The 17,502-nt window shown below is 60.2% G+C and carries 9 protein-coding genes; 3 read left to right on the top strand and 6 right to left on the bottom strand.

The window, feature by feature from the left end; genetic code table 11:
* Positions 1-8 precede the first annotated feature (8 nt).
* Together JNN07_20535 and JNN07_20530 are read right to left on the bottom strand one after the other, a co-directional pair.
* A complete protein-coding gene (locus tag JNN07_20535) occupies positions 9-1,682 on the bottom strand; it encodes a type II/IV secretion system protein (protein ID MBL9170134.1) in 1,674 nt (557 codons plus the stop codon).
* Between the two features lie 204 nt (positions 1,683-1,886).
* Positions 1,887-2,528: a prepilin-type N-terminal cleavage/methylation domain-containing protein gene (locus JNN07_20530; GenBank protein ID MBL9170133.1), complete on the bottom strand. Its 642-nt coding sequence runs from the start codon at positions 2,526-2,528 to the stop codon at positions 1,887-1,889.
* A gap of 301 nt (positions 2,529-2,829) precedes the next feature.
* Between JNN07_20530 and JNN07_20525 the strand changes: the two genes are divergently transcribed.
* Genes JNN07_20525 through rfaE1 form a run of 3 tightly spaced genes read left to right on the top strand, consistent with a single transcriptional unit; the run spans position 2,830 to position 5,777 of the window.
* Positions 2,830-3,870: a methionine synthase gene (locus JNN07_20525; protein ID MBL9170132.1), complete on the top strand. Its 1,041-nt coding sequence runs from the start codon at positions 2,830-2,832 to the stop codon at positions 3,868-3,870.
* 46 nt (positions 3,871-3,916) lie between these two features.
* On the top strand, positions 3,917-4,705 hold the full coding sequence (locus JNN07_20520) for a thiazole synthase (protein MBL9170131.1): 789 nt from the start codon (positions 3,917-3,919) through the stop codon (positions 4,703-4,705).
* A 25-nt stretch (positions 4,706-4,730) separates the two neighbouring features.
* On the top strand, positions 4,731-5,777 hold the full coding sequence (rfaE1, locus tag JNN07_20515) for a D-glycero-beta-D-manno-heptose-7-phosphate kinase (GenBank protein ID MBL9170130.1): 1,047 nt from the start codon (positions 4,731-4,733) through the stop codon (positions 5,775-5,777).
* A 13-nt stretch (positions 5,778-5,790) separates the two neighbouring features.
* On the opposite strand, the gene JNN07_20510 is transcribed toward rfaE1, so the two are convergent.
* The 4 genes from JNN07_20510 to JNN07_20495 form a co-directional block, all read right to left on the bottom strand.
* On the bottom strand, positions 5,791-7,221 hold the full coding sequence (locus JNN07_20510) for an RDD family protein (GenBank protein MBL9170129.1): 1,431 nt from the start codon (positions 7,219-7,221) through the stop codon (positions 5,791-5,793).
* Positions 7,218-7,691, bottom strand: a complete 474-nt coding sequence (locus tag JNN07_20505) for a hypothetical protein (protein ID MBL9170128.1) — start codon at positions 7,689-7,691, stop codon at positions 7,218-7,220. Before JNN07_20505 ends, JNN07_20510 begins: the two co-directional genes overlap by 4 nt.
* On the bottom strand, positions 7,688-8,206 hold the full coding sequence (locus JNN07_20500) for a sigma-70 family RNA polymerase sigma factor (GenBank protein ID MBL9170127.1): 519 nt from the start codon (positions 8,204-8,206) through the stop codon (positions 7,688-7,690). Before JNN07_20500 ends, JNN07_20505 begins: the two co-directional genes overlap by 4 nt.
* Before the next feature lie 146 nt (positions 8,207-8,352).
* A complete protein-coding gene (locus JNN07_20495; GenBank protein MBL9170126.1) occupies positions 8,353-17,487 on the bottom strand; it encodes a lamin tail domain-containing protein in 9,135 nt (3,044 codons plus the stop codon).
* Between the last annotated feature and the right edge of the window lie 15 nt (positions 17,488-17,502).

The raw sequence follows: 17,502 nt of genomic DNA, 5'->3' as shown, positions 1-17,502 counted from the left end.
GAGCCTCTCTACAGTTGCGTCACTCGGAGCACCTCCGACAGTGTCGTTAGGCCCCGCATGGCCTTGTTGAGCCCATCCTGCAGCATGGGCACAAAGCCGGCCTCGGTTACGATACGGCGCCTCCGCTCCTCATCATTGTCGATCGCGATCAGCCCCTGATGGCTGGAGTCCAGAGCCAGCAACTCATAGATACCCAGACGCCCGGTGTAACCCGTTTGACGACACGTTGGGCATCCAACGGGTTCCCAGAGCTGGACTGGTAGATCTCCCGCGGGCTTAAGGCGCAGCTTGGCGAGAGCCGCCTCCGGATTCGCTAGAGGCCGGCGACACTCATGACAGAGCTGGCGGACTAGACGCTGCCCGATGACTCCGGCGAGCGTCGGGGCGATAAGGTATGGCTCCACGCCCAGGTCGATCAATCGGTGGATGGCTCCCGGAGCATCGTTGGTGTGCAAGGTCGAGAACACCAAATGACCGGTCAGGGCGGCCCGCACCATTAGCTGCGCGGTCTCCTTGTCGCGCGTCTCTCCGATCAGAATGACATCTGGATCCTGACGAAGCAGCGTTCGCAACCCATCGGCGAAGGTGAGTCCTACCGTCTCGTTGATCTGGGTCTGCCGCACGAGTGGAAGCTGATACTCAATGGGATCCTCCAGCGTGAAAATGCTCTTTTCCGCTGCGTTGATCTGCCCCAGCGCGGTGTAGAGGGTGGTGGTTTTGCCGCTACCCGTGGGGCCTGTGACCAGAATCACTCCATGGGGACGCTCGAGCAGTTCCTTGAACCGGCGCTCCATGTCGGGAGGCATGTTCAGGCGCTGGAGGTCCAAGCGCTTGTCCGATCGATCCAACAGCCGCAGAACCACGCTCTCGCCGTAGGAGGTCGGTAGGCTCGACAACCGTAATCCTACCTCGCGACCACCCACGGTAACGGTGGTGCGCCCGCCTTGCGGCCTTAGGGTATCCGCGATGTCCATCTTGCCGAGAATCTTAAACCGCGCGATCAATGCTGCCTGCAGCTCCTTGGGCATCAGGTAGCCAGGCTGCAGAATACCATCCTTCCGCCACCGAATACGCAGATACTTTTCCTCCGGCTGGATATGGATGTCGCTCGCCTCCATCAGGATCGCTTCGTTGATGATGCGGTCGGCCAGCCGGATCATCGGGGCATCCGACTCGGTCGTCGTCGCCAGCCGCTCCGTGCCCATCTTCAGCAACTCATCGACCAGCTGGTCGAGCCGCTGACCCTCGACGTAACAGCGATCGATGGACTGCAGGACATCGCCCTCGGTGGCGGCGACAAACTCCACCGGAAGCTGGGTGGATTGCTCGATCGCGTCGAAGGCGATGACGTTGAGGGGATCCGAGATCGCAACCTTGAGGGTGCCATCGACCAGTTCCACTGGAATCGCAGTAAACCGCCGAGCCAGGGTTTGGGGAACCAGCCGGATCACCTCAGGGGGAATGGAACGGTTACCCAGAGTGATTTGTTCGCCCTGGGTCTTGGATGCCAGGAACGAAGCCAGCAACTGTTCTTCGACAAAGCCCAACTCGAGCAACACCTCTCCTAACAGGCCGCCTTTGCGCTTCTGCTCGCGCAGCGCAAGGTCGAGCTGGGTTTGGGAGACGTGACCCTGGTTCAGGAGCCAGTCACCGAGTCGTGGCGAGGGGGAAGTCGCAGCCATGAGTAACGAATAGGTAGGCTAAGGGTTGAAAGGAAAACTGCGGCCCCGAGGGCTAAGGGCCATCGGAGCCGCGTTGTTTTCGAAAGGCTGTAAGCGCGGGATTCGGGGCAAGGCTTCGTGTCCGGGTTTCCCGAGCCGGGTCTCTAGAGACGCATTCCGCAGGAATTCGAACCTGGACAGATGGCTCATGGACGGGAGGCCCCGTTACTGATGGGCGATGTAGAGGTAGACCGTGACCGTTCCGTTCGCCGCCGGCGCTGAATAGATGCACCGCCCGCGGTTGTCCGACGCAGTGCTGCCGTTATTGTTCACGTTGTCGATGAGAAGATTGAGGGAGATCGCATCCTTCAGCGGCACCCCTGGAATCATCAGGCTGACGATGACAATACCGGAGGAGAAGTCGGAGGTGGCGGTATTGTTGTCGAGGTCAAAATTGTTGCCACTGTTGGCGGCGGTTACCGTGACGGTGCCGGAGACCTGTGCGGTCCGGCTGCGCACGTGAGTGCGGGCCGTCAGTGCGCCAGACGTCAGGAGGCTGCCGAGAGGAACGCTGACCAAACGATCAATGAAGCCCCCGATGACCAGATCGGCGTCAAACCGACCGGCCGCGACGGCGGTATCCGCGGTTCCGGTACCGTTCCGCACGGGAAACGCGTTACTCTTGGAATAGTAGTCCACCGCCGCAGTTCGCAGGGTGTTATAGATCAGCGCTGTTCCACTGACCTTGCTCCGAGCCACCGCATCCATCACTTTCGGAACGAGCACCGCTGCTAGGATACCGATGATCGCCAGCACACCGATCATCTCGATGAGGGTAAATCCCCGTTCTTGTTTTACTAAACGCATGTTCATCACTCTAGGGTTGGCTCGTTCGTCGGCAGCGGTCTTGGAATCGCTCGAGCTGCGCAAAACCAGATGGTCGGATTGACAGTCCCACTGTGGTGCATCGGTCGGTCAGAAAACCGAACACCTCACATCGCTGATTTCACTATCGGAACGAACCCAATTCGACTTTAACCGAAATCTGCAACGAGAGCGCGTTGGGTGTGATTACCTTCGCTTGACCAGCCTCACACCCTCCCCCCCTTATTCCCCCCCGCGACTTCTGCCTTCCCTGATGAAACCGAATCGGGCAGGTTTTTCGCCTATGAACTCTTGTCCACTGCGCACCTCGGTCGTCGGGAGCTACCCTTTTCCAGGATGGCTCGAATTCGCGAGCCAGAATCTAGACCGTTTCGGTTCCAAGGATGTGGAGGAACTTCAGGAGGATGCGGTGATCGCGGCGGTTCACGACCAGACGGCGGCTGGGCTCGATGTGATCACAGATGGCGAGCAAACCCGTCTCGATTTCAATTTATCATTCTATGGACATCTTCAAGGGATCTCCTTGGAAGGCCAGCCGCCGAGGCGTTGGGGCCCACCAGCACATGACCAGCGCGGGCGTCATGAGATCCAAGACGAGCTGCGGGCTCCCGGGGGATTGGGTTGTGTGGCGGAGTTTCGGCGTCTGCAACGTCTTGCCCCCGCAGGGCCGACGCTGAAGGTCAGCGTCCCCGGGCCGTATACCATGAGCGGCCGACTGTTGCCCAACGCGCGCTATCCTGATCGTTATGCTGTCACGGAGGCCCTGCTCCCCATCGTGCGGCAAGAACTCATTGATCTGGCCCACGCCGGCTGCCAGGAAATCTGTGTCGATGAACCCTCCATGAGTTGCTACGGGCATCGCGAGGATCGCCGTCGACTGGTGGATATCTTTAACCGAACCGTCGAGGGAGCGCGCGGCAAATGCCGTATCGCCACCCACCTCTGCTTCGGCAACTACAAGGGCCGGGCCGTGGGCGGGCGCAAGGCGCGTGCGCTGTTTCCCGACTTTCTAGACATGCACGTCGATGAAATGCATATCGAGATGGCCAACACCTGTTTCACGGAAATCGATTTGATCGGTGAGGTGGTGAAGCGGATGGACGCTGCCGTTGGAATTATCGACGTTAAAAGCTATTACATCGAGAGCCCGGCCGAAATTGCCGAACGAGTCCGGCATTGCCTCCAATATGCCCCTCCGGAGCGGCTCGTCTTTGCGCCCGACTGTGGACTGAGTCAAACGGCCCGGTGGGCGGCCCGGGACAAGTTACGTCACATGGTGCTGGGGATTCAGCAGGTGAAGAAGTCCTTGGGATTGGCTGGCTAACGGGACTCTCGACAAACTTACCCGGCCGCTTATAGGCTCTTCTGCAATGTTGTCACTCGCGCCCGATTTGGTCATTGCAGGCCGCAGCTTCAGCTCTCGGTTACTGGTGGGGACGGGTAAGTTTTCGTCCCCGGAATCCATGCGAGATGCCTTGGCTGCCAGCGGCACTGGAATCGTCACCGTGGCTCTACGTCGGGCCGACTTAAGCGGCAAGAAGGACCCGTTCGCCAACATTCTGGAGTTCATCGACCGAGACAGTTACCTCCTTCTGCCCAACACCAGTGGAGCGATGAATGCCGAGGAAGCGGTTCGGCTGGCTCGGTTGGCGGCAGCGGCCGGGTTGCCAAAATGGGTAAAGCTGGAGATCCACCCCGACCCCCGTTACCTGCTGCCGGATCCCATCGAGACGTATAAGGCTGCCGAACAGCTCGTAAAAGAGGGCTTCACCGTCCTGCCCTACATCAATGCGGATCCCGTCCTCGCGAAGCGACTTCAGGAAGTGGGGGTGGCGACTGTCATGCCGTTGGGGGCGCCGATCGGCTCCAATCGCGGGGTTCAAACCCGGGACCAGATACGCATCATTATCGAGCAAGCAACTGTCCCGGTGGTGGTCGATGCCGGTTTGGGGGCGCCCAGTCATGCCGCTGAGGCCATGGAACTAGGAGCTGACGCGGTGCTGATCAACACGGCCATCGCGATCGCCAGCAACCCCTGCCGAATGGCCACAGCGTTCAGCCAGGCGGTTCAAGCGGGACGCGCCGCCTACGAGATGGGCCTGGCCGAGGCGGGGACGTCGGCCGTGCCAACCAGTCCACTCACCGCTTTTCTCAACTAACCTAAACCGCCTCATCTGATCTCCCATGGCATCCTCCCCGTCCAATTCCTCCCACGGTTACCCCAAACCCGCACGCATTCAGGCACTGCTGAAGCGGGCCGGCGACGCCCGTGTTTTGGTGATCGGGGATGTCATGCTCGACCAGTTCATCTGGGGCAGCGTGGGTCGAATCTCACCGGAGGCGCCGGTGCCGATCGTCGATTTCGAGCGGGAAAGCTTTATTCCCGGCGGAGCGGCCAATGTCGCCCGGAACCTGGCGGCACTGGGTTGCCCGGCCAAGATCTATAGTGTGGTTGGGGATGACCGTGCGGGAGAGCAGTTGCAAAACCTGCTCTCTGCCCAGCATGTGAACTGCCGTCACCTGCTCCGCCATCCGAAACGGTTCACCAGCATCAAGACGCGCATTGTAGCTCACCGGCAACAGGTGGTCCGGGTGGACCGCGAATCCAAGGAGGAATTAGACGAGGCGGCCACTCGCGGCCTGATTGCGGCGGTAGCACGGGACATCAGACACTGCGATGCGGTCATCGTGGGCGATTATGGCAAAGGCTTGGTTTCCCAGACGCTCCTGGATGCGCTGAAAGAACTCTGTCGTGCCCACGGAGTGTGGCTGAGCCTCGACCCCAAGCCCGTTCACCGGCTGGATTTACGCGGCCTCTCCTTAATCACGCCGAATCGGAAAGAGGCCTTCGAGCTGGCGAGAATGACCGAGGCTCCCCGAGACCGAGATCCGCTGCGCGATAAAGGGCTCAGGGCGGTCGCGCGCGCATTGTTCGAGGAGCTGGAACCGGCGCTCCTGCTGATCACCCTGGGAGAACAAGGCATGCTGCTTTGTCAACGTGACACCCCTCCCTTGCACATCCCAACGGTTGCCCAGGAGGTATTTGACGTCTCGGGGGCGGGCGATACGGTGATTGCCTGCTTCACGCTGGCCATCGCGAGTGGGGCTTCGCCCGTGGAGGCGGCTCTGCTCTCCAATCACGCGGCGGGGGTGGTCGTGGGAAAAATTGGCACGGCGGTGGTATCTCCCGAGGAGATTTCCCGAAGCCTTGCCGACGCTCATCGCGGGTAGGCTCCAACTGGCTTCAGCCCCGACGCCAGATCAGAGTCGTTCCCGCCAGCTTGTCATGCCACGACTGCTTGCGAACATCCCAGGCGACCCAAAGGAACCCCAGGAACAGGGGAATAGCGGACAGAAAAGAGGCGAGAGCGCGAACCAGGGCCACCTGAAAGCCAACGGCCCGGCCATCGGTTTCAACCAGCGCCAAGCCGAAAACGCGAGCGCCGAGTGTAGCGCCCGACCAGGACCAGAGAGCCACATGATATCCCAGCCACAGCAGCAGAAAACCCCGCCCTTCCGCACCCACTAGATGCGCCAGGCAGATAACCACGATGAAATCGAGCAGGGTGGCCACCGTGCGGACAAAGAATCCTACCGGCCGACCGACGGTGTAGGGGGGAGGCATCGGAGGGATGGGGGCTTCCCCTGAGCGCCCCCCCTGCCCTGCGCCGTGCTCGGTGGCAAGCATGGCTTCGCCTTCGGGGGGGCGGGCGGGACGCACGGCTTGAAAACCGGCGAGAATGAGTCCCCCGACCGCCAGAGGGAACACTCCAATCCAAACCCCCAGACCGATGACCGGGATCATATACATCAGGCAAAGCACGACACTCCCCAAGATCAAGCTCACCAACGGTCGCTGCAGGAAGGCTAGACCAAGCTGCTGTCCTAGCTGAAATCCGATGAACCGGACCACCACCATTCGTCCGAACAGCACCAGCATGAGCAGAGCGAACGCGAGGATCAGTCCGATCCCGATCGTGCCGAGAATTAGAAAAAAGAGAAAGCAGAGCGAAAAAAGAACGCAGCCCAGCAATCCCGCCAAATAGCAGGCCATGGGGCGGTTGGCCAGCACCTGAACACAGCGGTCGGTGGGGCCTGCCAGAATCAAACCCATCAAAGCATAGAGCAACAGGAAGGCGGCCGGAACCGACCATGCCCAGAGCACGCGGGGCGGAAGAGGACGCAGATAGACTGCGCCTTGGGTCACCCATTTCAAGAAGCCGGTCAGGAGCGGGAAATTGTCTTGGTTGATGACAATATTGTCCGATCGTAGTTTAGCGCCGGTCTGTTGCTGAATCTTGCCCCCGATAACAAACGCCGGCCGACGGAGGACCGCGCTCGACGATGCTTCGATATCTCCAAAGACCACCACCACCGTTCCCCGAATCTTTCCGGTCACTTTGAGGTTCCCGCCCACCACCACCACTCCCTCGCGCACCTCGCCATCGACGGTGGCGTCGCCGCTGACGACCACGACTTTGGAAACGCTATCTTCAGCGGCAACCGCTCCGTCGTTTCCAAAGCGAACCACTTCATGGAGCCGGGGCGGCTGGGGTAGGGTTGGTTCGGGCTCCGCCTCAGCCCCCAGGGCTCGGCCTGCGGCCCATATCAAGATGCCGAGGAACGCTGCTGCCTGTCCCCAGAATGATCGGATGGTTACGGAGAGGCAGCTCATGAGTGATGAGGAAACATGCGTCGGTAAATGAGGGTTCCCACCGCCAGGCAGCTCAGATAGACAATGGCAAGCCCGCCGCCGAGCAACCACCACACGGTCATGGGAACCACCGCTAGACAGGCCTCGACAGCCGCCCCCAAGCTGGAGATGACCTGTAGGCACAAAGCCAGGAGTCCGAATACCGACGAGGCTCCCCCGCTGGAGGTGCTTTCGCTAAACAATAAAGGGGATTCTGCCGCCAAGCCTCCCGCGAAATACGCGACCCCGAGAGCCAGGGCGAACAGCCAGCTCATCCCGAGAACACGAGCGGCCAAAGGCCAGGAAAGAATCGGACGACGCCACCACACCTGCTGGCGTTCGGCGGTCAGGCGAGCGAGCACGGAGGGGGTGAGCGTCGCCGGAGCCTTGGGATAGGGCAAACGGCGCAGTATTTGGTCCAATTCCGGATCTTGATCCATGTTCTCACTCATAAGTCATCGATTCCTTCCGGTATCCGCTGTAAGTGACGTTTCAGCGACTCGCGTCCCCGATGAATGTCGGTTTTGACCTTGCTCAGCGATATCTTGAGCTGGGCCGCAATTTCTTCATAACTCAGATCCTCAAAGTGATACAGCACCAACGGGATCCGCTGACCGGCCGGCAAACGGGCCAACCCGGCCTCAACCCAACGATTACGCGCGTCGGCATCCCAACGTTCGGATTCCAAGTTCGGCGCCGGCAGATCGGCGACGGGGTCATGATCATCCTGTCCCGGGGCCGCAAGCTCCGAAAAAAAGTTCCAACGTGCCCGGTACCGAGTCAGGTGGTTTAAGGCCAGGTTACGGGCTACGGTTTTGAGCCAGCCGCCTGCAGTCGGGCTCTGCCCGATCTCGCTGAAGCGCTCGTAGGCCTTGAGGAAGACCTCCTGGGAAATGTCCTGGGCTTCAGCGGGGCTTCCGACCAGCCGCACCGCTGTTCCATAAACCATGTCCTGATAGGCTCGCATAAAAGCCTCGAATTGTTGGAGATCATCCATCCGGCGCTCCCGAGCGCGTCCAGCTCAACATACTTGAAGGACCCGCGTGAAGGGCAAAGAGTTGCAAGGAATTTAAAAAGGCTGGGATCGCCTCTGCCGGATCCCGCCGAGGGCGATCACGGACCGAGCCTGGCACGATAAAACCTGGGCCCTGCCCCTAGCCCGGTTGGCTCGCTCACCCGGAGGACTCCGGAGGCTGGAAGATCGACGGTCAGCCAGGATGCCCAGGTCTCAAGATCGACTGATACCTCGATCTGGATCACCGAACCCGGGGTCCCTACCACGTTGAAGGCAAAATCGCCATTGGGCGCCTGCTGCGGGTCCACCAATTCGAGCGGAACCTCTTCGACTACCTGGCCGGTGAGGGCCAAGTCGAACACGACGTCGGAGCTGTCCACATCACTTTGGTGGACCTCCACAGCGACAACGTTGTCTCCCACCACCAGATTGGTGGTCGGTAGGCTGATAGGTCCAGCCAAAGTCGCGTTACCAACCGTGCGCGTGGCAGGGGTGGAGTATACAATGTCACCCGACGGCATTCCGACTCGATACGCCTCCTGTCCGTTGAGGTAGACCACGGCTCCATCGTCGATCGCCATCAGGGCATTCAGTGTCAGCGATTGCGTCGATAGGAGCTGGAAGGAGGTTCGGAAATAATAGGTCCAGCGTCCGAGTACCAACGGGGTCAACTTAGGCACCGGTAGGTTGGCCGTTTCCGCCGTGAGCGCGCCCAGACCGACGGGCCAGCCTGAGTCATCGAATCCACGCTGAGTCCAGGGCACCGACGACAGGTCGTCGGTTTGTTCGAAACGCCAGAGATTGGTCAAGGTTACCAGCTCCACCACGTTGGTCCCGTTGATGGGGACCGTGTCGTTGTCACTCAGATTGAGAGTCGCACTCCCAGGCACCCCGACCACGTAACCAGCCCCGAACGCCAAGGTGAGACGAACGGTCTCGGTGGTTTCCTTGATGGAGTCATCTGTGGGGGTAACCAACACAACCGCGGATGATGCGCCAGCTTCGATGGTGGCTTGGACGGGAGCGGTGTAATCGTTTCCAGGGATCGCCGTGCCTCCGAAGCCAAAGGCGACGGTCAGGGGTTGGTTGGTTGCGTAGGATCTCGTGATGAGAAAGGCTCCAGCATCGGGACCTGACTCCGACATAACCTCGTCGAGGGCTGTCACCGTCACGGCCGGTAGAGGAAAGACGGAAAGTCGGGCGGCGGGGCTGGTCACCGCCCCAAACAGGTTCGACACCACGACTGAGTAGTCGCCGCTCTGCCCCAGGCTGACAGCACTCAGCTGTAACGTCGAATTAGTGGCGTCAGGTAGGGGCACCGTTCCGCGCATCCACTGATAGGAGAACGGTGCGGTGCCCGTAGCGCTGACGGAGAAGAGCGCATTCTGGCCGGCGAGCACCTCGCGGCTCTGAGGCGTGGCGGAGAGGGATGGACGTAGCCCCAGCACCAAAGCCGCCGGGGTGCTGGTGACGGCCCCGAAGACATTGGTGGCAACCAGGGCGTATCGGCCCAAGTTACCGGCCTGGACGTTGGTCAGCGTGAGCAGCCGGTTCGTCGCTCCGGTAAGGTTTGCGCCTTCGCGCCGCCACTGGTAGCGAATCGGCAGAGTCCCTCCGACCAGCGCCGAAAACTGAGCCGTGCTCCCGACCTCTACATACTGCGGCACGGGTTCCTCCAGAATGGCTGGAGCTCCGCCTGAGCGAATCACCGCGCCACTGCTCAGGACAGCCCCGCCGGGATTGCTCACCACGACCGTATAAAGGCCCACATTCGTGGGGCCGACGGCACCGATCGCGTAGGTTGAGTTCGTCGCGTTGAGCAAGCTCTCGGCTCCCAGACGCCATTGATAGGCAAGCGGCGGTGCTCCGCTGGCGGTGACTTTGAGCGTGTGGCTCAGCCCTTCGGAGACCCGTGCCCCCTGAGGCTGAAGGGTAATCGCAGGAAGAGTCACCAGAGCGGAGGCGTTAGCCTGGCCGGCGGTGGGAGTTCCAGCCACCCAATTGGTGGCTTCGTTGCCATACGCCGGGAGGCTCCGGCGCTGCAGGGAAGCTCCATTGCCGGTTGTCGCCGTGTCGGCGAGCGTCGGCCAAGGAGCCTCGTCGGAATACTTGACGCGGTCTACCAGGACGAAGGGCACCACCCCAGCATCGGGATGGGGCGGCAGTTGAACGTCGTCTGGCTGATACAATTCAATCGAATCACTGCCATTGTCCAGCTTGCCACGGTAGGGGCCCAGAATCGTCACAGCGGCAGGAACACCGAGCCGGGTCCGCCAACTGGCGAGCGCAGCAGCATTGGTCTTGGGATCGAAGCCAACCAGAAGCAGCGCGGCGCCGCCCGGAAGAGTCGTGTTGCCGGGGAATTCAAAGTCCACCCCATCACGCAGCCGCCAGGTGTTGGTGGTGTAGACGGGATGAAAGAGCCGCACAGCCGAGGCGGTGATGTTGCGCAGTTCGATGAATTCGTCGCGGAGATTGTCGTTGGTTCCGAGATTGGGCGGATGATAATGGATCTCGCTGATAACGATGGGTCCCACCATCGGGGTGGAGTTCGTTGCGCCGGTGCCTAAGTGGAATGCATTGGTGGTGGCAGGATTGTCCACTCCCAATGAACGTGTGGACAGCGAGGAGAAATCCACACCGCTGGTCGTGACCACGCGACCGAAGGACACGCCGTTCCTCGCAGCACCGAACTTGGCGGTGGACCGATAGCCCAGCAAGTTGCCAGCAGGATCCGCAGCGGAGAGGTAGACTTGATCCCCTTTGACGGAACTCAACGAGAAGCTCCTGCGATTCCCGGGAAGCGCGTTAAACTCGTACTCGTAAAACACTGCGAAGCTACCGGGCTGAATGACTCGGCCGTCGGGAATTCGATACTTCCGCAGATCCCCCGTGCTGTCGCTCAAGAACCAGCCCCCGATGTCGACTGCTTCCTCGGCAAGATTCTGCAGCTCGATGGCATCCTCGAAGGGCGGGTCGGTGTGGGTGAGTATCTCGCTGACCACTACCGTCGAAAGCGCCAAATGGTTTTCCTCCCCCGGTGAGCTTGTGTGGGTAAATTGGACGATGGCCTCGCCTCCATCGGGAATGCGCCCTTCCGAGACACCCGAATACTGTTGCCGGAAGATGACGGAGTCCACCAGGGCACCATCGGGAAGGAAGAGACCCAAAGACTCCCCAGCATTGCTCAACTTGAAGGCGACATGGTCAGCACCTTTGGAGAGATCGTTGTCGGCCTCGAAGCGCACGAAGCCGTTGGTTGAAGCACCGATGAATGAAAGCGCGGGGATACGAGACTTTTGACGGTCGTTCAGATCGTCAGTCAGGAAGAGACCACCCAGCGCCACCGGCTGGGCGGTGGGGTTGAACAGTTCGAACCAGTCTTCACCGGACTTGGGATTGGCCATCCATTCATTGAGACGCAGATTCCGCGGATCAGCGGTTGGCGTGCGCCGATTGGGGATATCGCCCGTGAAGGTCGGCGCGGTGACACCCCAAGCCCCTTCCCCATCCGGCACTCGTCCGATGGCCACGTCCGCCGCCTGTAGTCCGAAGCTGATCGAATCCAGCAGACTCGAGCCTCGGCTTTCGGCGTCGTAGAGCAGAACCTTGTCGCCTCGGTCATTCAGGCCGAATCCGGCGTTCAGATCGGGACCAGCGACCAGAGTAGCCGGTTGATCCGCATCACAGCGGATTCGCAAATACGATTGGGAAGCGAGGCTGATGCCAGCCGGGATCACCCATCGTTTTGGTAAGGCCGGATCATCCGTGAGGCTCATTCCGCCCAGGTCGATGCTAGTCGGGCCGGGGTTGAAGACCTCCACCCAATCAGGGGTTGCCCCCGACTCATTAGTCAAGCCGGCATTGCTGGCCAACACTTCGTTCAGCACCACGCTTCGGCCGGTGATGTTAGTGATGGAGCGGGACGCAGTTAGGGACATCGCGAACCCCAGGTCAGTGCTGTTAAGACTATTCTGATGCACCTCCACCGCCAACACGTTCTCTCCCTGACGAAGAGTGTTGGCGGAAATATCGAACACCTCAAACGCCCCCTCGTTGGCGGGACCTCCAGTCGCGCGCGTTAGAAAGTCATAATTTGCGTTCATCCGACGGCGCCCAGCTTCAATTCCGTTGAGATGATAGACTGCCCCATCGTCAAGCAGATTGGTCGTGATGAGTCGCACACCCGAGAGCGGACCATCGTAAAGGAAGCGAGTTCGGAAGTAGTAAGTCACTCGGCCATTGGCCAGAGTGAGCGGCGTGCTGAATGGGATTGGATAAATCTCCGGTGTCGTCTCAGCACCGAACAGGGCAACCCCTTCCGCCCAAGTCGTGTCGTCGAACGCTTCCGCACTCCACTCCGTGCCCAGATTCTGGCCGGACTCGTCATAGGACCAGGTCGCTTCCAGCGGAACCAAAAGCTTGAGTTCGTTGGTGACAGAGGTTGTCCCCCCGCCCAAGGAAGGATTCGCCGAACCGGGAGTTATAACCTGAAATCGCGCCCACCCCTCGCCGCCGTTGGGCTGTCGACCTTCGGATCGGTCCACCGGTTGAGGACCATAGGTCACGCAGTCGATGAGAATGCCCGATGGGTCAGCCAGGCCGATAAGGCCCTCATCGGCAGTCAACTTGAATCCCAAGTGATCGGCTCCTTGGCCGATGTTCCCATCCGCCCGAAACACCGCGTAGCCCTTGGCCGCTACAAAGCTGAGCGCGGGAATGAGATGTCGCTTGGGGTCACCCACCGGTTGATCCGAGAAGTAACATCCGCCCACGTCCACTGGAGCAGCTCCGGAGTTGTAAAGCTCCACGAAATCGTCGTTCGACTCGAATTGAGGATTGGCGAGCCATTCGTTGATCAGGAGATGTGAGGGATCGGAGGTGGGGATGCTTTGGTTGCTGGAACCCAAAGTCGGCCGCCCTAGGCCCCAGGTACCGTCACTTTTGCGGCTCAGGGACAAATCGGCGAGCTGAAGTCCGTAGTGAATCGAGTCGGCAATCGTGCCGTCCGGGTACGTGAGCAGGAGCTGACCTCCCGCCTGCCCCAGACCAAACCCAAGATACTTGGTGGGGTCTGATCCCCGGTCTGCGTAAAGCACGAGGTAACCGGATGGACTTATGGCGGTGCCTTCTGGGAAGGTAAATTTAAAGGAGTCCTCTGGATCGTCGCTCAGGCCGAACCCCGACAAGTCCAGGCTCGTAGTGCCCAGGTTCAGCAATTCCACGGCGTCGGGGAACTCACCCTCGACTTCGAGTGCGCGATCATTCCGGGTCAAGAGTTCGTTCAGCTGCACGGCAGCGAGATCCTGGATGACGGTCCAGGAAGTTGATTGCGTTGGCTGCTCAGCAGGCTGAACCGCTCCATCGGCCTTCCGTCCGAGGACTTCCACGCGATAGTCGCCGGTCGTTAGATCATTGAGCTGGATTTTGGAGGCGACGGGGCGCTCCGGGCTCCACGGTCCAGAATTCACCCGGTACACATAATTGGAGATGCCCGGCCCACCTACGGTGAGCGTGACTGCCCTCTGGCCACTGAAGGCGAGAGGCACACCCGAGAGCGAAGCCCAGGAGGACACCGCTGCCCCGAGATCGATCCCATTGGGCCCGCGTCCCAGCACTGGGGAGCCAGATCGTGGAGCAAGGGCAGACCGGAAGCCGGTGGCACTAACCGCATTGGAGCTGACATCGAAGAGCATCGGATCTCCCACCCAGTTATCGGTGCCTCCTAGGACGGTGTCCCCCGGCAGCAGGAGATTGCGGTGGGCGGTCAGGAGAACGCTCCCATTGGTGGGAAAGCGATTCTGAAAATTGGTGCCAGCCCAGCCTGGGGGGTTCCAAAAGAGGTTCCCATCCAAGACGGCGGAGGCCCCGGGCCTGGTGTTGCGCTCGGGCTCGCTGAAATTCACCGCAGCAACCTGAACTCCGACCGCGGTGTTGTTCAGCAGACTCAGTGTGCCACCCTCTTTGCACAAGGCCACGTGATCCACGTCGTAGAAGAAGTTCCGAATCGCGAGCACGTGCGGCCCGTAGCCGCTGTCTTCTCCGAACGAGATGGCGCTAGAGGTGTCCCCTGCGTTGGGGTTGGCCTTGTGCACGTGCATGAACAGGTTCCCTTCCACCCAGGCGTCGGTGCCGTCCAAGTCCAGCACATCGTCACTCGCGGCAGTAAACACATTGTTGAGAATCTCGAGCACGGGCCCGGGGCGTTTGGCCCCCGTAAAGTCGATGATATCGTTTAGCAGGGTGGTGGTGCCAAAGATATTCTCCTCGATGCGAACGAAGCCTCCGGCTGGCACTGGCCCGCCATGGATATGCTCCGCTCCGACCAGATCAGGGAGCTGGTTTCCACGAATGAGTGCCGAAGAGTTGGCCAGTTCGATGATGCTTTTCGATCCCCCAGCCTGCCAGGTGCAACCTTCGATCCACAACTTGGAGTTTGAGCCACCCACATGATGCGAGCCACCGTCGGAGAACTCAAACTCAGCGAAACGGATCCGATTATCGGCGAGCGTGCCGTTGAACTGGATACCGTTCCATCGGCCGGTTCCCCCGGGCGGCCGGGTGAATCGGATGCGGGCCGTCTCCGTTCCTTCTGCGACCAAACGACCCGCAACCACCAAGCCAGCTCCGTTGCCAAACCAGACGGTGGCACCCGGCTCGATCGTGAGAGTCCTGCCCACGGGAACGGTAAGGGATGCAGAGATGTCATACGGCCCTCCGGCAGCCGTCCAAGTGGTATCGGAGGTGATGGGGCCGGTCACCGCCTGGGCGGGGCCAGCATCGTACCAGATGTCCAGAAACTGTCGCCGCAGCTCCTTCCCGCCCGCATCGAGTGATCGGACCTGCACCCGATTGATCCCGGGCTGCAGAGCGATCCCCGTCCGAGACCACTCTCCCTTCCACGCCGTCCAGTTGGCTTTGATGCCGTTCACTTCGACGGATCGAGTCTGGACCACGTCGGCGAGCCCGCTGAGGTCCACCTCGGAAATCGCTGTTCGCAGATAGCCGTCAACGATCGGCAGAGAGCTGGTAATCACCATCTCGCGGGGAATCTGGGTGAGCACGCCTTGGTTCCGGGCCACCTGGAACGCCTTCATGGCGGCGATCAAGTCGGGATTCACAAACTCTTTCAGCGTGGAATCCAAGAAAGGGTTCAGGTATCGAGCGTCAAAGATCGTCTCGATCATCCGCATCAGTTCCTGAAAGTAGATGGGAACGAATTCGGGATGCAGCATGAAGCGGTTCAACACAGTCGTGTTCGCGTTCCGATTCACAACCGGTACCATGCGGAAAATATTGATCCCCGGATTGCTCGTGGTGTCGCCCAACCCGAACACGGTGTCCAGATCGTGAACGATCAGATGGAAGCGTGGATCGGTGACTCCTCGATAGAGGGAATAGTCGTCGCCTCGGCCGGTTGCGAAAGAGGTTTCCAGGGAAGTCGCCAAGGTCATGAAGGCGAAGTAGCGCATCCATTGTTCGACATCGATCACCTTGCGAACCTCCGCGACGTATTCCTCATCCGGGACATTATTCAGAACCTCGGTGAGTCGGAGGAGATCTGACCAGTCGTCCTCGCTGGAGTTGGAATTCTTGGTGTAACCGATGGAGACCGCCTGAGATTTGTTCGCGAGTGGACTTAATGTTCCAGCGTGATTCCCGACCGAGACGCGGTACAGGTTGCCATTCGAGTCGAGGGGATAGTGATTCTCCACCCAGTCGGGACCCAAGGGCTCAAGCGCCACGTAGGAGCCTTGTTGAACGCTGTCCGGTCCGGTCGCCGCGAGGTTCGCCCCGTTGACGCGCACCTGGACGGCGCGCGCATCGGCCATGCTCAGCCCCGCCTTTTGAGCGAGCCGGGCTCCCGCCAGCTGAAGATAGGTGTATTGAGTGTTTAAATTGATGTCGGGAATACCTTTCCACAACTTGTCGTTGGGAAAGCTCACCCGCAAATTGGTCGGGTTTCGAAACCGGCTGCCGGCGCCGCGAATTCGAACCGCGCACAGATAGCGAATCTCGATGCCTCGGTCATCCGAGCTGATGAATGTGGCGTTCATCGCAGCATCGCTCGAGGGATTGATATTGCGGAGGATCTGACGCTCGGTTTGCGTCATCACAATCCGGTAATACGGCTGCGAACTTTCGATTGGGCTTTCGTCGACTTGGTAGAGTGCGTTGGCTGACTGCTCCCACTGTCCAGCCTCGTTCAGCGCCGGTGCCGGCCAAAAACGCTGACCGCCCGCTGGACTCTTGGCTTCGATGAAGAATTCGATAATGGTTCCGTTCGGCTGAGCCGGCAGCCGGGCCGCGAATACGCCGTCGCCGGCAGCCCCATCGCCCAGGAGCCCGGTGTCAGACATGGGAACCGCCACAAAGTCAGCCGGAGTCGTCGTGCTAGCATCGCGGTAATGCACCAGGGCCGTGACCCCCACTAAGCTTCGGTCGACGAGTCGCGCTTGAATCGTGACCTGGTCGGTGGACCTAGGGATGGCCGGAGCATGTTCCACCTGAAGGATCATCGGAGGAATGCTGGAACTGGCGGTCGAATTGGGTGCTCCCGGTGTGCCGCCCTCGATCAAACTGGCGCTCCAGTTTTGGCCGTGTTCATTGGCCTGATCGGAGTGGATCACTTCCAAGGATGCTCCTGGCCCATCAGCTGATGAATGCCATTCCCAACCTCGGGTGCCGGACAGCGGTGGGCCTTTAATCCGAACCGCCCAGTCTCCGTCGGTGGCATAACTCAGGCTATCATGAATCCTCCCGGTCGGTTCCACCAAGTCCAGGCTCTGCCATCGATTGCTAAGTCGCCCTCTCCAGTTTCCCACCACGGGCGCCACTCCCGGATATCGAGCAGCAAAGATGTTGGTGTCGGCCGCCAGCACCAGATATCCGCCCGCCGGCATCGTGATATCGCCAAACACGTAATCCACTCCGCGGGTTAGCCGCCAACCATTCAGGCTGACGGCGTTTGTACCCTGGTTGTAAAGTTCGATGAACTCTTCTCCCACCGGCTCCGGTCCATCCACCGGCTGTTTGGGATGGAACAGGATTTCATGGAACAGAATATCTCCCGCTGAAAGGGAGCCTACAGCGGTCATCAACCACCAGGCCAGGATGAGGCAATGGAACGGAGAGTTCACAAAATGCAGGGGATGCGTGAAGGCAGAGCAGCCCGGCGAGGGATTTTTGCCCACGACTCGGTCTCGAATACGACGCTTATCGTTCAAGGCCATGATACAAATGGCTGA

It is taken from the genome of Verrucomicrobiales bacterium (assembly GCA_016793885.1).
Classification (GTDB): domain Bacteria; phylum Verrucomicrobiota; class Verrucomicrobiia; order Limisphaerales; family UBA11320; genus UBA11320.
Note: the sequence above shows the minus strand (reverse complement) of the source record. Positions and strands in the feature narration are given on the sequence as shown.

Bases quoted from the DNA above. Each gene is read 5' to 3' on its own strand.
- JNN07_20495 (MBL9170126.1), bottom strand. From the start codon at position 17,487: ATGGCCTTGAACGATAAGCGTCGTATTCGAGACCGAGTCGTGGGCAAA.
- JNN07_20530 (MBL9170133.1), bottom strand. From the start codon at position 2,528: ATGCGTTTAGTAAAACAAGAACGGGGATTTACCCTCATCGAGATGATC.
- rfaE1 (MBL9170130.1), top strand. From the start codon at position 4,731: ATGGCATCCTCCCCGTCCAATTCCTCCCACGGTTACCCCAAACCCGCA.
- JNN07_20520 (MBL9170131.1), top strand. From the start codon at position 3,917: ATGTTGTCACTCGCGCCCGATTTGGTCATTGCAGGCCGCAGCTTCAGC.
- JNN07_20525 (MBL9170132.1), top strand. From the start codon at position 2,830: ATGAACTCTTGTCCACTGCGCACCTCGGTCGTCGGGAGCTACCCTTTT.
- JNN07_20535 (MBL9170134.1), bottom strand. From the start codon at position 1,682: ATGGCTGCGACTTCCCCCTCGCCACGACTCGGTGACTGGCTCCTGAAC.
- JNN07_20500 (MBL9170127.1), bottom strand. From the start codon at position 8,206: ATGCGAGCCTATCAGGACATGGTTTATGGAACAGCGGTGCGGCTGGTC.
- JNN07_20505 (MBL9170128.1), bottom strand. From the start codon at position 7,691: ATGAGTGAGAACATGGATCAAGATCCGGAATTGGACCAAATACTGCGC.
- JNN07_20510 (MBL9170129.1), bottom strand. From the start codon at position 7,221: ATGAGCTGCCTCTCCGTAACCATCCGATCATTCTGGGGACAGGCAGCA.